General features: G+C 69.9%; 14 protein-coding genes and 3 pseudogenes. 10 read left to right on the forward strand and 7 right to left on the reverse strand.

The features are described from left to right. The first annotated feature begins 312 nt into the window (after positions 1 to 312). The 8 genes from G3I77_RS27400 to G3I77_RS27435 all read left to right on the forward strand — a co-directional run bounded on the left by G3I77_RS27400 (position 313) and on the right by G3I77_RS27435 (position 6892). Complete coding sequence (locus tag G3I77_RS27400) at positions 313 to 1164, forward strand: fumarylacetoacetate hydrolase family protein (RefSeq protein WP_248507987.1); 852 nt, start codon at positions 313 to 315, stop codon at positions 1162 to 1164. Positions 1165 to 1178: 14 nt separating this feature from the next. Next, a complete protein-coding gene (locus tag G3I77_RS27405) occupies positions 1179 to 2516 on the forward strand; it encodes an L-fuconate dehydratase (protein WP_248507988.1) in 1338 nt (445 codons plus the stop codon). Beyond that, entirely contained in the window at positions 2513 to 3271 is a 759-nt protein-coding gene (locus G3I77_RS27410; RefSeq protein ID WP_248507989.1) for an SDR family NAD(P)-dependent oxidoreductase, read from the forward strand. The genes G3I77_RS27405 and G3I77_RS27410 overlap by 4 nt, the downstream gene beginning before the upstream one ends. Further along, positions 3268 to 4296, forward strand: coding sequence for an aldo/keto reductase (locus G3I77_RS27415; protein WP_248507990.1), 1029 nt, complete (start codon positions 3268 to 3270; stop codon positions 4294 to 4296). Before G3I77_RS27410 ends, G3I77_RS27415 begins: the two co-directional genes overlap by 4 nt. After that, entirely contained in the window at positions 4293 to 4604 is a 312-nt protein-coding gene (locus tag G3I77_RS27420) for an L-rhamnose mutarotase (RefSeq protein WP_248507991.1), read from the forward strand. The genes G3I77_RS27415 and G3I77_RS27420 overlap by 4 nt, the downstream gene beginning before the upstream one ends. Beyond that, positions 4598 to 5518, forward strand: a complete 921-nt coding sequence (locus G3I77_RS27425; protein ID WP_374387053.1) for an amidohydrolase — start codon at positions 4598 to 4600, stop codon at positions 5516 to 5518. Before G3I77_RS27420 ends, G3I77_RS27425 begins: the two co-directional genes overlap by 7 nt. 151 nt (positions 5519 to 5669) lie before the next feature. Next, positions 5670 to 5756, forward strand: a complete 87-nt coding sequence (locus G3I77_RS41275) for a hypothetical protein (RefSeq protein WP_374387056.1) — start codon at positions 5670 to 5672, stop codon at positions 5754 to 5756. Between the two features lie 173 nt (positions 5757 to 5929). Beyond that, positions 5930 to 6892, forward strand: coding sequence for an RlpA-like double-psi beta-barrel domain-containing protein (locus tag G3I77_RS27435; RefSeq protein WP_248507993.1), 963 nt, complete (start codon positions 5930 to 5932; stop codon positions 6890 to 6892). Between the two features lie 81 nt (positions 6893 to 6973). Here the strand turns inward: G3I77_RS27435 and G3I77_RS27440 are convergent, their stop codons facing one another. The 3 genes and pseudogenes from G3I77_RS27440 to G3I77_RS27450 form a co-directional block, all read right to left on the reverse strand. Beyond that, positions 6974 to 8113 (reverse strand): cellulose binding domain-containing protein, encoded by a 1140-nt coding sequence (locus tag G3I77_RS27440; protein WP_248507994.1) that lies wholly within the window; start codon positions 8111 to 8113, stop codon positions 6974 to 6976. A 227-nt stretch (positions 8114 to 8340) separates the two neighbouring features. Then, positions 8341 to 9363, reverse strand: a complete 1023-nt coding sequence (locus G3I77_RS27445; protein ID WP_248507995.1) for a LacI family DNA-binding transcriptional regulator — start codon at positions 9361 to 9363, stop codon at positions 8341 to 8343. A 252-nt stretch (positions 9364 to 9615) separates the two neighbouring features. Then, positions 9616 to 9765: pseudogene (locus G3I77_RS27450) on the reverse strand (glycoside hydrolase family 48 protein); the annotation flags it as partial. Between the two features lie 64 nt (positions 9766 to 9829). Between G3I77_RS27450 and G3I77_RS27455 the strand changes: the two are divergent. Next, positions 9830 to 9993 (forward strand): annotated as a pseudogene (locus G3I77_RS27455) (lamin tail domain-containing protein); the annotation flags it as partial. Between the two features lie 95 nt (positions 9994 to 10088). On the opposite strand, the gene G3I77_RS27460 reads toward G3I77_RS27455, so the two are convergent. The 4 genes and pseudogenes from G3I77_RS27460 to G3I77_RS27475 all read right to left on the reverse strand — a co-directional run. Then, entirely contained in the window at positions 10089 to 10466 is a 378-nt protein-coding gene (locus G3I77_RS27460; RefSeq protein ID WP_308311421.1) for a low affinity iron permease family protein, read from the reverse strand. 203 nt (positions 10467 to 10669) lie between these two features. Then, positions 10670 to 11590, reverse strand: coding sequence for a hypothetical protein (locus tag G3I77_RS27465; protein ID WP_248508128.1), 921 nt, complete (start codon positions 11588 to 11590; stop codon positions 10670 to 10672). Further along, positions 11587 to 11793, reverse strand: a complete 207-nt coding sequence (locus tag G3I77_RS27470) for a hypothetical protein (RefSeq protein WP_248508129.1) — start codon at positions 11791 to 11793, stop codon at positions 11587 to 11589. Before G3I77_RS27470 ends, G3I77_RS27465 begins: the two co-directional genes overlap by 4 nt. 139 nt (positions 11794 to 11932) lie before the next feature. Beyond that, positions 11933 to 12808: pseudogene (locus G3I77_RS27475) on the reverse strand (enolase C-terminal domain-like protein); the annotation flags it as partial. Positions 12809 to 13135: 327 nt separating this feature from the next. Here G3I77_RS27475 and G3I77_RS27480 point away from each other — a divergent pair. Then, positions 13136 to 15370, forward strand: a complete 2235-nt coding sequence (locus G3I77_RS27480) for an alpha-L-fucosidase (protein WP_248507996.1) — start codon at positions 13136 to 13138, stop codon at positions 15368 to 15370. The last annotated feature ends 9 nt before the right edge of the window (positions 15371 to 15379 follow it).

The raw sequence follows: 15379 nt of genomic DNA on the forward strand, positions 1-15379 counted from the left end.
GTGGAGGAGGCGTCTGCGGATCACATCGGATTCATCGGAGGGCGCCTCGCGTGTCGGTCCCATTCCCTTGCGCGGCCATGGTCAACATGCCTTTGTGAGTCCTTGAGCGGCAACGTCCGAACAAATACATCCGAGGAATCCATTGTCAGGTGCGGTCTCCCCCTCTAGGGTCACTGTGCCGCCATACATCCGATGACTATGGATGTGGGTGAGCGAAGCCCGCCGGCAGGCCCGGCCCGGCGCACTGCAGGCGGCTCAGCCCCACGGCCGCCCGTCACTCAGACGAAAACCCGCATGACGAGGGAGCCCCCAGTGAAACTGCTACGAGTCGGCGCCCCCGGTGAGGAGCGACCCGCAGTCCGGACCGACGACGGCCGGCTGCTGGACCTGTCCTCTGTGACCCGGGACATCGACGGCGACTTCCTCGCCTCCGGGGGAGTGGACCGGGCCCGCGCGGCCGTGGTGGCGGGCGGGCTGCCCGAGCTCGACACCGACGGCCTGCGGATCGGCGCCCCCCTCGCCCGACCCGGCAAAATCATCTGCGTCGGGCTGAACTACCGCGACCACGCCACCGAGACCGGCGCCGCGATCCCGCCCCGCCCGGTGGTCTTCATGAAGGACCCGGGCACGGTCGTCGGCCCCTACGACGAGGTGCTGATCCCCCGGAACTCGGTCAAGACCGACTGGGAGGTCGAACTGGCGGTCGTCATCGGACGGCGGGCCCGCTACCTCGACGGCCCCGAGGCCGCGCGGGCCGTGATCGCGGGCTACGCGATCAGTCATGACGTCTCGGAGCGCGAGTTCCAGCTGGAGTACTCCCCGCAGTGGGACCTGGGCAAGTCCTGCGAGACCTTCAACCCGCTCGGCCCCTGGCTGGTCACCGCCGACGAGGTCGCCGACCCGCCGGACCTCGGCCTGCACCTGAGCGTCAACGGAGTGAAGCGGCAGGACGGCCACACCGCCGACATGATCTTCTCGGTCGACCACATCGTGTCGTACCTGAGCCAGTACATGGTCCTGGAGCCGGGTGACGTGATCAACACCGGTACGCCCGCGGGCGTGGCTCTCGGCCTTCCCGGCCGGCCCTTCCTGCGCCCCGGCGACACCGTCGAGCTCTCTGTCGACGGCCTCGGCAGCCAGCGCCAGACCTTCGCGCAAGCGTGAAAGGCAGGACCCCCTTGACTACCACCGCCGCCCGGATCACCGCCGTCGACACCTACGACGTCCGCTTCCCCACCTCGCGGGAACTGGACGGCTCCGACGCGATGAACCCCGACCCCGACTACTCCGCCGCCTATGTCGTGCTGCGCACCGACGCCGCCGACGGGCACGAGGGCCACGGCTTCACCTTCACCATCGGACGCGGTAACGATGTCCAGGTCGCCGCGATCGGCGCCCTGCGGCCCCACCTCGTGGGCCGCTCCGTGGAGGAGCTGTGCGCCGACCCGGGCTCGGTCAGCCGCGACCTGATCGGGGACAGCCAACTGCGCTGGCTGGGCCCCGAGAAGGGCGTGATGCACATGGCCATCGGCGCGGTCGTCAACGCCGTGTGGGACCTCGCCGCCAAGCGCGCCGGGGAGCCGCTGTGGCGACTGCTCGCCCACGCCGACCCCGAGTGGCTGGTCTCCCAGGTCGACTTCCGTTACATCGCCGACGCCCTCACCCCCGAGGACGCCCTCCGACTGCTGCGCGAGGGCCGCGCCGGGCTCGCGGAGCGCGAGGCCGACCTGCTGGAACGCGGCTACCCCGGCTACACCACCTCTCCGGGCTGGCTCGGATACTCCGACGAGAAGCTCACCCGGCTGGCCAAGCAGGCCGTCGCCGACGGCTTCACCCAGATCAAGCTCAAGGTCGGCGCCGACCTGGCCGACGACGTCCGCCGCATGCGCACCGCCCGCGCCGCCGTCGGCGAGGGGATCCGCATCGCCATCGACGCCAACCAGCGCTGGAACGTCGGTGAGGCGGTCGAATGGACCAATGCCCTCACCGAGTTCGACCCGTACTGGATCGAGGAGCCCACCAGCCCGGACGACATCCTCGGCCACGCCGCCGTCCGCCGGGGCGTAGCCCCCGTGAAGGTCGCCACCGGCGAACACGTGCAGAATCGCGTCGTCTTCAAGCAGCTCCTCCAGGCCGACGCCATCGACGTGCTCCAGATCGACGCGGCCCGGGTCGGAGGGGTCAACGAGAACCTCGCGATCCTGCTGCTCGCCGCGAAGTTCGGGGTGCCGGTGTGCCCGCACGCCGGCGGAGTGGGCCTGTGCGAGCTGGTGCAGCACCTGTCGATGTTCGACTACCTGGCACTGTCCGGCACGACCGAGAACCGCGTCATCGAGTTCGTCGACCACCTCCACGAACACTTCGCCGCACCCGTGGTGATGCGCGACGGTCACTACACCGCGCCGCTGACCCCGGGCTTCTCCGCCACCATGCACCCCGAGTCCCTCACTGAATACCGTTACCCGGACGGCACCTTCTGGGCCGCCGACCTCTCGGGACGGAAGGAAGAGGCATGACCGGTCTGTCAGGGCTCAGGGCCGTCGTCACCGGGGGCGCGTCCGGCATCGGGCTCGCCACCGCCCGCGCACTGGCGGCGCAGGGCGCGGCGGTCGCCGTGCTCGACCTCGATCCGCGCGGCGCCGGCGAACCGCTGCTCGGCCTCCGGGCCGACGTCAGCGACGACGTCTCCGTACGCGCCGCCGTGGAACAGGCCGCCGAGCGGCTCGGCGGCCTGGACATCCTCGTGAACAACGCCGGCATCGGCGCGGTGGGCACCATCGAGGACAACCCGGACGAGCAGTGGCACCGGGTGCTGGACGTCAATGTCCTCGGCATGGTGCGCACCACGCGCGCCGCCCTGCCCCACCTGCGGCGCTCCGCGCACGCGGCCGTGGTCAACACGTGCTCGATCGCCGCCACCGCGGGACTTCCTCAGCGCGCGCTGTACTGCGCCAGCAAGGGTGCGGTCCTCTCCCTGACCCTCGCCATGGCCGCCGACCACGTCCGCGAGGGCATCCGCGTCAACTGCGTCAACCCCGGCACCGCCGACACCCCCTGGGTCTCCCGCCTGCTGGACGCGGCCGACGACCCCGAGGCCGAACGCGCGGCCCTCAACGCCCGCCAGCCCATGGGACGTCTGGTGACGGCCGACGAGGTCGCCGCCGCCATCGTCTACCTCGCCAGTCCGGCCGCGGCATCCGTCACCGGCACCGCGCTCGCGGTGGACGGCGGCATGCAGGGACTGCGGCTGCGCCCGGTGGAGCGGTCGTGAGGACCATCCCGCTGGGCGGCAGCACGGTACGGGTCTCGGAACTGGCCCTGGGGTGCGCCGCCCTCGGTAACCTCTTCCACCCGGTTACCGACGAGGACGCCCACGCCACGGTGGAGGCGGCCTGGGACGCCGGTGTCCGCACCTTCGACACCGCGCCCCACTACGGTCTCGGCCTGTCGGAACGGCGGCTCGGCGCCGCGCTGCGCGACCGCCCCCGCGACACTTACACCCTCTCCACCAAGGTGGGCCGGCTTCTCGTGCCCCACCCGGAGGGCGGCGCCGAAGACGACCTGGCCCACGGCTTCGCCGTCCCGGCCGCCCATCGCAGGGTCTGGGACTTCAGCGCCGACGGAGTCCTGCGCTCGCTGGAGGCCAGCCTTGAACGCCTCGGCCTCGACCGCGTCGACGTGGCCTTGCTGCACGACCCCGACGACCACGCCGAGCAGGCGTTGCGTGAGGCGTACCCGGCGCTGGAGCGGCTGCGCGCCGAAGGCGTGGTCGGAGCGATCGGTGTCGGGATGAACCAGTCCGCCCTGCCTGCCCGGTTCCTGCGTGAGACCGACATCGACGTGGTTCTGCTGGCCGGCCGCTACACGCTCCTGGAACAGGACTCGCTCACCGAACTGCTCCCGGAGGCGGCCGCCCGCGGCCGGAGCGTGGTCATCGGCGGAGTGTTCAACTCCGGGCTGCTGACGGCCCCCCGGCCCGGCGCCACCTACGACTACGCACCCGCGCCGCAGCCGGTCCTCGACCGGGCGCTGCGGCTCCTGGAGGTCTGCGAACGCCACGGCGTGCCGCTGCGGGCCGCCGCGCTGCGCTTCCCGTTCGGCCATCCCGCGGTCACGAGCGTCCTGACGGGCGCGCGCTCCCCCCAGGAGGTGCGCGACACGGTGGAGCAGCTGCGGCGCCCGATTCCGGACGCCCTGTGGGAGGAACTGCGCGCCGAGGAACTGCTGGACCCGGACACCCCCGTCCCCGCAGCCGCGCCGACCGGGAAAGCCGCGCCGTCGAAGGAGACGTCATGAGGGTCGCCCTGCACACCAAGGTCCGCGCCGACCGTATCGAGGAGTACGAGGCCGCGCACCGGGAGGTGCCCGAGGAGCTCACCGCCGCGATCCGCGCCGCGGGGGTGCGGGAATGGACGATCTGGCGCAGCGGCACGGACCTGTTCCATGTGCTGGTGGTCGAGGACTACCAGGCGATGATCGCCGAACTCGACAAGCTGCCCGTCAACATCGCCTGGCAGGCCAGGATGGCCGACCTGCTCGACGTCGTCCACGACTACTCCGCGCAGGGCGCGGACGCCTCACTGCCGGTGGTGTGGGAATTGTGACCGGACCGGAGACCGTGCCCGGCATCGTGGACGCCCACCACCATGTGTGGGACCTGTCCGTGCGCGACCAGGACTGGATCAGCGGAGCCGAACTCGCCCCGCTGCGACGCGACTTCACCCTCGACGACCTGGCACCGGAGGCCCGCGCGGCCGGTGTCACCGCCACCGTGCTGGTGCAGACGATCACCGTGCCGGAGGAGACGCCGGAGTTCCTGGCCCTGGCCGCCGACAGCGACCTGGTCGCCGGAGTCGTCGGCTGGACCGACCTGACCGCCCCCGACATCGCCGATACCCTCGCAGGGCTGCGCGCGGGCCCCGGAGGGGAGCACCTGGTGGGCATCCGCCACCAGGTGCAGAGCGAACCCGACCCGCGCTGGCTCGAACGCCCCGACGTACTGCACGGCCTCTCCGCGATCGCCGAGGCGGGACTCGTCTACGACCTCGTGGTGAAGCCGCACCACCTCGCGGCGGCCGTCGCGGCCGCGGAGCGCCTGCCGGGCCTCACCTTCGTCCTCGACCACATCGGCAAGCCGCCCATCGCGTCCGGCGAAATCGACCCCTGGGCCCAGCAGATCCGGCGCCTCGCCGGCCTTCCCAACACCGTCTGCAAACTCTCCGGCATGGTCACCGAAGCCGACTGGGGCTCCTGGAGCGTCGCGGCCCTCACGCCGTACGCCGACACCGTGCTCGACGCCTTCGGACCCGCGCGGCTGATGTTCGGCTCCGACTGGCCCGTCTGCCGGCTCGCCGCCACGTACGCCGAAGTGCTCGCCGCCGTACGCGAGCTGACGGCCGGGCTCGGGCCGGCCGAGCGCCACGACGTCTTCACCGGCACGGCCGCGCGGACCTACGACCTCTCCGTCACACGGCCGGCCCCGCCCCAGGAACCCCGCCGGCGAACGTCCCGCCGCTGACCGTCATTCAACTCGACGCGGCGGAGGCAGTGTTCACCACCGTCGCCCCCGCAACCGCCGTGACCGGCACCGTGATCCTCGACCACGGTCCGGGCCATCGGGGCGGGTCCTGACCCTGATCTCCGGCCCCTCGGCCACCAGCGACATCGAACTGGACCGTGTCGAGGGCGCACACGGGCCCGGGACGCTCGACATCGTCGTCGTGCCGCACTTCCCTTCTCTGACCGGACCTGGTTAGAGATCCCATCGGAATTTTGCGTCCTCGCTCTGGATGGGGAGTGGGGCTGTGTCTGTTAATACATCCGATGTTCATGCCCGGCACCCGACCCGCCCGAAAATCGGCGGCAACCTTTTCGCCCCCCGCGGCCACTGAGCAGTGCAACACCGACACGCTCTTCCGAACGGATGAACATGCAAGAGACACGCCAGGCCGCGCGGCAGCGCAGGCAGAGACGTCGGCTGATGGTGGGCACCGCTGCGGGGCTGGTCGTCACAGGTCTTCTCGTCTGCCTGGTCATGACGATGCAACCGGACCGCAAGGAGGATGCCGGGCGGGCCCCGGCCACGGCCGTCGCCAACTCCCAGGAGGCTCTCCCGTCGGCGTCGCCAGGGCAGAAGTCGTCGACACCCTCCCCGTCCGCCACCTCCGCGACGCCGTCGGCCGGCGCTACGAAGACCCCGAAGGCTTCCGCGGGCAAGTCGACTCCGCGCCCGTCAGCCTCCACGCGAGAGGCTCAGGCTCCGGTCACGTCATCCCTGGCCGGACGGATCCGCCCCCAGAGCACGTACCAGGGGGTCGCCACCGTGTACAAGGCCGGCGTCGGGGACGGCGCCTGCTCCTACGGCCCGAGCGGCGACATGATGATCGCGGCGATGAACACCACCGACTACGAGGTCTCCAAGGCCTGCGGCGCGTACGTACGCGTCCGCGCGGCGAACGGCGCCTCGGTCACGGTCCGGATCACCAACGAATGCCCGCTGCCCTGCGCGCCGGGGCAACTCGACCTCAGCGAACAGGCCTTCGCCAAACTGGCTCCCGTCTCGACCGGCCGGATCTCGATCAGCTGGAGCCTGTTGAGCCCCGACACGGCGGGCACGATCTCGATCCGGTACAAGAACGGATCCAGCCCCTACTGGTGCGGCGTCCAGGCCATCGGCCACCGCAACCCGCTCGCTCGGCTGGAAGTCCGCGCCGGCGGCGGCTGGCGCCAGCTGACCCGCACCGACTACAACTACTTCCTCTCTCCCGACGGCAGCGGTTGCGGCGGTGCGATCAGGATCACCGACATCTACGGCGAACGACTGACCATCAACGGGATCGCCCTGAGGCCGGACGCCGTGCAGTCGGCGGGGGTCCAGTTCGCCCGGCACTGACCCGGCTGCCGGGCGGCTGTGCGGCCTCCGGGGACCCGCCTGTCGGCGTGGAGGGACCAGGCGGGCCCCCAGGAACGTGTGTCACGCGGTGCTGCAGGCGGTGCCGTTCAGGCTGAAACCGGAGGGCTTGGCGAAGGCGCCGCTCGAGGTGCCCTGGAACCCGAAGGTCGCCTGGCCACCGGCGGCCACCTCACCGTTGTGGGCCACGTTGCTCGCGGTGACGGCTCCCGACGAGCCGGACAGGTTCGCGTTCCAGGCGTTGGTGATCTGCTGCCCGGACGGGAGGGTGAAGGCGAGCTTCCAGCCGCTCACGCGGGAGGAGCCGGTGTTGGTGATGGTGACATCGGCGGTGAAGCCGCCCTGCCAGGCGTTCGCCCCGTACGACACCTTGCAGGCCGTGGAGCCTCCGGGGTTGCCCGGGCCGCCGGGGTCACCGGTGGAGCCCGTGTTGACGGTGGAGGAGAACGAGTTCACCGCGAGGCCCGCGCCGTTCTGCCAGGGCTCGAACCCCGCCTGAACACTCGTCATGTACCAGTTGTTCTGGGCGAGTCCCCGGGACACGGTCTGCCGGACGAAGTCCATGACGTCGAAGGACCAACTGGTGATCGCCGACGGTGCGACGAACGACAGCACGTCGTTCGAGCCGTTGCTGCCGGACCACAGCTGCCACTCGCGCCCGGCCACGGTGGCGGTGCCGACCGGGGATCCGATGGGCTGGATGGGACCGACCTTGTTGAACCAGATCATGATCTCGGTCCGGTTCACGCCGTCGGTGCGGGGCGTGGGGTCGAGCCAGATGTCGTACGAGGCGTTGTACGCCGCGTTGTTCACGTAGGTGTAGGAGATGCTCGAGGGTGCGGAGGAGATGGTGCTGAGCTGAGCGGGAAGCTTGGTGCCGGGCGAGCAGTTGGTGTAGTGGCAGCCGTTGTAGACGGACGGGTAGGACTTCGGAGCGCCGTTCGTGGGGACGGAGCCGTCGGCCTGGGTGATCCTGAACCCCGAGTCGGTGGCGGCGACGCACTGGGTGTCGTTGGTGCCCCAGCGGTTGTTCTGCACCACGTAGCGGCCCTGGATGGTCGTGGAACCGAAGGGTTGGCAGATCGTGGTGTCGGCCCGCGCCGCCGAGGACGCGGTCAGCAGCGCGGCGAGTGAGACGAGCGAGGTGAGCAGCGCGCCGAGCAGGCCACGCGCGCTGTGGGCATGGTGGGGTGAAGGACGCATGCGGATCCTCTTCGAGGGGGGAGGTAAGGAAGTGTTCCCGGGAACTCGTGAATGGGAGCGCTCCCAATTCTGGGGATCGGCACGGACTGTAGGGGTGCTTCAGGTCCCTGACAAGACTGCCGGCATGAACCCGTCGGAACTGATTCCGGAGACGCGGGTCAGACGAGGGCGTCGAGCCACAGCGCGCCCCGACTCCGGTGCGGTTCACAGGCGTTGGCCGGTGAACGTCAGGTCGAGTCGCGGACCACCAGCTCCGTACGGAGGATGACGTGACGCCACGCCACGGCACCTTCCTCCATCTCCTCCAGGAGGAGCCGGACCATGGCACGTCCGATCTCCTCGATCGGCTGGCGGACCGTGGTGAGCCGTGGTTCGGTCCGCTGAGCCAGCGGAAAGTCGTCGAAGCCGATCACGGCGACATCCTCCGGCACCCGGCGCCCGGCCGCGCGCAGCGCCTCCAGAGCCCCTGCGGCCGTGGTGTCCGACGCGGCGACCACGCCGTCGATGTCCGGATGGCGTTCGATGAGCTCGGCCATGGCGCGGCGTCCGCTCTCGGCCGTGAAGTCGCTCTCGGCGACACGGGTCCGCTCGCCTTCCAGGCCCGCCGACGCCAGAGCCTCCTGGTAGCCGCGCAGTCGGCACTGGGCGGCGTACAGGTCCAGCGGCCCGGTGATGGTGGCTATGACTCTGCGGCCTCGTTGCAGGAGATGGGAGACGGCACTGCGGGCTCCGCCGATGTTGTCCGCGTCGACGTAGCTGACGTACTCGTCGCCCGAGCGGCGCCCCAGCAGCACGGTCGGCATCCGGGCCTCGGCGAGCATGTCCGGCAGCGGATCGCCGGCGTGCACGGACATCAGCAGGACACCGTCCACCCGGCCACCGCGGGCGTACTCGAGGAAGCGCTGCCGCTCGGCGTCGGAGCGGACCAGGGTCAGCAGCAGCTGTATGCCGGTGTCCGTCAGCGCGTCGCCGAGCGAGCTGACGATCTCGGAGAAGAAGGGCTCCGCGAACTGCCGCCAGTCCGGCTCCGTCATGACCAGGGCGACGGCGTCGGCCCGCCGCCCGGCCAGCGAACGGGCCGCGAGGTTGGGCACGTAACCCAGTTCGTCGATGGCCTGTTGCACGGCTCGACGCGTCGACTCCCTCACACCCGCCGCGTTGTTGATGACGCGGGAGACCGTGCCTCGACCCACCTGCGCGTGGGCGGCCACCTCCTCCAGCGTCGGTGTCCCCGGGCGTCGCCTGCCCATGACCACCTCCCCCACGAGATCACCGATCTTACCGGCCGGAGGTAATCGAGCACATGACTTCGGCAATGGCACCGGGTCAGGCGGTCACGCCGCAACGCGAGGTTGGGAGCGCTCCCGTCCTGGTGGGGAGGTATGGGGGTCTATCGCTGGTGGTCGAAGGCGGACTCGCTGTTTCAAGGCTTCGGCCAGCGGGTTCTGGTAGCCGCTGCGGGCGAAGCTGGATCCGATCCGCCAGGACCAGCCGGCGCTGGTCATGTACTTCTCCATGATCTCCCAGAGGCCGTTGAACTTGGTCCAGTCGCCGGTGATCTTTCCGTACACGGCCTGGAGCCAGAGGAGGTAGCTGTACGCCTCGGACGTGGTCTCGTGGCCGTGGTCGGGGGCCTCGACGATCAGCGTCTCGAAGTACTTCAAGAAGATCGGCGACTGCGTCGGACCTCGACCTGCCCGGCCGGCACCGGCAAGGAGGGACGGCCGCACCTACGCCTTCGACCACTACCGCCTGGAAGGCCGCGCCACCGTCCGCAATCCACACCGGCATCGGCCGTGACACCGACAGTGACCTCTACCAGGACCGCCGCCACTACGCCTGGGACAACCGCTCCGACACCGCCACCCTCCGCAACGTCGACAGCGGCCACTCCCGGACTGCTTCCGACACCGACCGGCGAGATGCGAGTGCGGACGGAGAAGCCCGCGGCGACTGCTGGCCGCAGTTCGGGCGATCAAGAGTTCTCCTCCCTGCCGAGGGCAGAGCGCAGCCGGCGGTGTGCTTCTCCAGGACCGCCGCCCTCCTGACCTTCCAGCAGGGCGGCTGCGATGGCGTCCAGCTTGCGCTGGACGGCACGTTCGGCCCGCAGCTCGGAGTTCTTCAGCAGCGCCACCAGGAGCAGGGTCACCGCCGACATTGCCTCACCCATGAACAGAAGCCACGTAATCGGCAGACCGATCACGTGCAACGTGACAGCCACGGCAACCAGGATCAGGCAGATCCCGAAGAACGGTGCCGAACTGGTGAACCGGGAGGCATTCTCGGCCAGCCTCTCAAACGGCTGACTCCGCTGGACCCCGCGGTCGGACGGATGCTTGAGAATCATGCTCATTCTCTACAGCGGACGGTGGCATACCCGAGGGCTGCCACACCCGGCCAGGATGCGGACTTCCTCCCCGCGGGTTCGGCGAGATCCCGTCCTGGTGTGCGGCGAAGGGGTCCTGGTCGACGCGATGGGCTCGTGCACTCGCTCCGTGTCGTCGCCGAAGGTACGGCGACGCTTTTCGAAAGCGGGCACCCGTTTCCGCCCCGGCGTCAGGGGCAGGCGCATCGTAGAGCGTCGACGAAGGGACCGACATGAGCACCGGGGAGAAGGCCAAGGCCACGACCGAGCAGGTTGTCGGGAAGGCTGTCAGGAAGCTGGCCCACGCGATGGGCAAGGACACCACCGCCGCCAAGGGCGCCGCACTGGAGGCACGGGGCAAGGCCCGAGCGACCAAGGAGGGTGCGAAGGGCAGCTTCCGCCACTGATCGCCTCCAGGGATGGAGCGAAACGATTCCGTATTGATGCCCGTGCCGCCGATGCGCGTCGGGGCGCATCCCGGCCAGGCCGAGGGCGCCCACCACGACGTCGGCCTGCCGGGCGAGTCGCAGGTCGACCTCGCGGGCCCGGTCGGCGCCGCCCCGGCCGGCCCACAGGCTCGGGCGGTGGTTGGGGTCGTAGGCGACCGTGACGCCGTGGCGCCGGGCCGCTGCCATCGCCTCCTCCGCGACGTCCACCGTGGTCTCGGACAGGCCGGCGAAGATGCCGCCGGTGTGGAACCACCGCACACCTGGGGCGAAGACCGTGTCCCAGTCGACGTCCCCCTTGCGGAGCTGGGAGACCGCCGTGTGCGCGCGGTCGCTGACGCCCAGTGCGCCGCGGATGCCGAAGCCGCGCTCGACGAGGTTGAGGCCGTTGCGGGCGGTGCGTCCGATGCCGTCGCCGGGCACCCAGCGGATCAGGGAGGTGTCGACGCCGCCCTGGAGGACGAGGTCCTCCACGAGCCGCCCCACCGCGTTGTCGGCCAGGGCGGTCACGACGGCCGTGCGCAGACCGAAGCAGCGGCGCAGCCCGCGTACCACGTTGTACTCGCCTCCGCCCTCCCAGACCTGGAAGGAGCGGGCGGTGCGGATCCGTCCCTCGCCCGGGTCGAAACGGAGCATCACCTCGCATAGGGCCACCACGTCGGTCACGTCGAACTCCTTTCCACGGCATCGGCGGTCAGCCGGCGGATGCCCTCGTAGTCGCCCTGCCGAAGGTGTGCCGAAGTGGCCGTCCAACTGCCGCCGACGGCCAGGACGGCGGGCTCGGCGAGGTAGGCGGCGGGGTGGTCGGCGCCGATGCCGCCGGTCGGCACGAATCGCACGTGCGGGAAGGGCACCGCGAGCGCCCGCAGCGTCCGGACACCACCGAGGGGTTCGGCGGGGAAGAGCTTGACGGTGTCGAAGCCGGCTAGCGGCTAGCAGTGCGCCCATCAGCTCGGTGGCGGTGGCGATGCCGGGCACGAGAAGAACCGCCAACTCCCGGCACTTCGCTACGTCGTCGTCATAGCCGGGGGAGACGATGCAGCGGGCCCCGGCGGCGACGGCACGCTGGGCCCAGTCGATGGCGGGCTGGACGTCCCATCTCTTCTCTGGTTGGCGTCCACGGCGATACGGATGCCGTCGCCGACCGTCTCGCGGGCGGTGCGCATGCGCCGTACGTCGTCTTCCAGATCGGCGCCGACCTTGAGCTTGATCTGGGTGAAGCCGTCGGCGACGGCCTCGCGGGCCAGGCGGGCGAGCTTCTCGTCGGAGTAGCCGAGCCAGCCGGGGGTGGTGGTGTACGCGGGATAGCCCCGGTCGAGCAGACGGCCGATGCGATGTGCCCGGCCCGGTTCGGTGCGACGCAGGATCTCCAGTGCCTCCTCGGGGGTGAGGGCGTCGCTCAGCCAGCGGAAGTCGACCTGCGCGACCAGTTCTTCGGGTGGCATTTCGCCGAGGAAGCGCCAGACCGGCTGTCGACGCGCTTGGCGGCCAGGTCCCAGGCGGCGTTGACGACGGCGCCGGTGGCCATATGGATGGTGCCCTTCTCCGGCCCAGCCAGCGCGGTTGGGGATCGTGGACGAGGGAGCGCGAGAAGGCGCCGAGATCGCGGCAGGCTTCTTCGACCGAGCGGCCCACCAATGCGGGGCCGGGGTTTGGATGGCGGCGGCCCGGGCGTCGTTGCCGCGGCCGGTGGTGAAGGCGGGGGCGTGGCCCTCCAGCCCGTCGCCGGCGTCGGTGCGCAGGACGACGTAGGCGGCGGAGTAGTCGGTTAGGGGTTCATCGCGTCCTACCCATCCAGGTGCCCGACGTCGGGAAACGCACGTCCAGCACATCCAGGGCGGTGATGCGGGCGGATGCCGGGGCAGCGGACTGGACGGATGACATGGCGCGACTCCTGTGCGGGCGGGGCCGATGCGGCACCCTGAAGACTTGGGATGTATGTAGTTCCAGGCTTACCTGTGCGGGCTGCGCGGCAGCCCGAGGTGAGGGATGCATCCCATCAATGGTTTCCAAGCTTCCTGGTGAGCCGAGCATCGACCATCGGCGAGACATGCCATGTCTGTAACTCAATGAACATGGCAATACAGAGTAAAAGCCCTAAAGAGTCATGCCGGAAAGCGCCTTACATCCCTGCACGACCGTTGACATCCCAGGTGTGCATGGTCGATCTTCATGCGTAATCCCCCCGCCCCCTCTGTCAGGGATCCCTCCATGCCGAGCTCTTCGATCAGCAGACGTCAGTTACTGGCCGGTGCCTCCTGCGTGGCCGCTGCGGCCGTCGCCGGAGGTGTCTTCGGCGCGGGTGGCGCGCACGCTGCGCCCCGCAGGTACACGCCGGATTGGGACTCGGTCGATCAGCACCCACCCGCCCCCGAGTGGTTCCAGGACGCCAAGTTCGGCATCTACTTCCACTGGGGCGCCTTCAGCGTCCCCGCCCACGACAACGAGTGGTACCCGCGCAACATGTACCTGAGCGGCAGCACCGCCAACAGACACCACAAGGCCATCTACGGCGACCCGTCGGCGTGGCCGTACCACAACTTCGTCGACGGAGGGCGGGACCTGGCGGGCAACGCCGTCAAGTTCGCGCCGAAGCTGAAGTCGGCGGGCGGCGAGTTCGACCCCGACGAGTGGGTGCAACTGTTCGTCGACGCGGGCGCCAAGTTCGCCGGCCCCGTGGCCGAGCACCATGACGGCTTCTCCATGTGGGGCAGCCAGGTCAACGAGTGGAACTCGGTGGACAAGGGCCCGGGTCTGAACCTGCTGCGGCTGTTCACCACGGCCATCCGCGCCAAGGGGCTCAAACTCCTGGTGGCGATGCACCACGCGTACAACTTCAACGGCTTCTACGGGTACGCGCCCGCGCAGTCGGACCCCAGCCTGAAGAAGCTCTACGGGCAGCTGAGCCGGGAGCAGGAGAACCAGCTCTGGTACGACAAGCTCAAGGAGGTCGTCGACCTCGCCCAGCCCGACATCCTCTGGCAGGACTTCAGCCTCGACGCCGTCGACGAGAAGCAGCGGCTGAACTTCCTGTCGTACTACTACAACCAGGCCGACAGCTGGGGCCGTGAGGTCGTCGCCACGTACAAGGACGGCATGAACGGCAAGGGCGAGGTGTTCGACTACGAGCGTGGGGGCCCCGCGGACCTGGCCGCCCCCTACTGGCTCACGGACGACAGCATCTCCAGCTCCAGCTGGTGCTACACGGAGGGCATCGGCTACTACAGCATCCAGCAGATGCTGCACTCGTTCATCGACCGGGTGAGCAAGAACGGCAACATGCTGCTGAACATCGCGCCGATGGCCGACGGCACCATCCCGCAGGCGCAGAAGAGCATCCTGCTCGGCATCGGCGACCACCTGAAGCGCTTCGGCGAGTCGGTGTACTCGACCCGCGCCTGGACGGCTTACGGCGAGGGTCCGACGAAGATGGGCGGCGGGTCCTTCACCGCGCCGACGGCCGGCACCGCGCAGGACATCCGGTTCACCCGGAACAAGGCGGACGACGTGCTGTACGCCACCGTCCTCGGCTGGCCCGGCAGCTCTCTGACCGTCAAGACCCTGAACTCGGACCGGATCGACCTCTCGTCCCTCACGTCGGTCAAGCTCCTCGGCGCGACCGCCGGTACCTACATCGACCTGCCGACGCCGGCCCAGGGCTCCTCCGGACTGACGGTCACCCTGCCGTCCTCGGCGCCGTACAGCGCGGGCGCCTACGTCCTCAAGCTCGCGTTCTCCGGCCGGATACCCGGCTTGCGCCCGCTGGCCGGTGCCGTCGGCTTCGGGGACGTCGACTACTCGGGCCGCGCCGCCGTACTCGCCCTCGGCGACTACACCACGGACCGGGTGATGTCGGCGGGGCTGGGCCCGCGTACCCTGTCCTCCCTCCGGCTCGCCCCCGGCTACCAGGTCATCGGCTACTCCGATGACGATTTCACCGGCACCTCCTGGACCTTCAACGTTGACAACCCCGATCTCCGGAACACCGGCAACAACGACCAAGTCGCGTCACTCAAGGTGCAGTTCCAGCCCTCGACGTACTTCCGGATCACCAATGTCACCGACGGCCTGGCCCTGGACAGCGGCGGCGACGTCGCCGCCGGGGCCAACCTCAAGCAATGGACCTGGAACGGCAGCAACAACCTGCAGTGGCAGGTGGTGGACGTCGGAGGCGGCTACTACAGGCTGGTCAACCGCACCAACGGCATGGTCGCCGACGGCTGGGGTGCCACGTCGGACGGCGCCGCGGTCCGGCAGGCGCCGTGGAACGGCGGAACCAACCAGCAATGGGCGATCACCCACCGGGGCGACGGCCGGTACTCGATCGCCAACCGCACCACCGGTCTGGTCCTCGACGGCGGAGGCAATGTGCCCTCCGGCTCCGTCACCAAGCAGTGGACCTACGGCAGCAGCACCAACCTGCTGTGGACCTTCACGGCCTTGTGACCCTCGTGG

Source organism: Streptomyces sp. D2-8 (assembly GCF_023184515.1).
Taxonomy (GTDB): Bacteria; Actinomycetota; Actinomycetes; order Streptomycetales; family Streptomycetaceae; genus Streptomyces.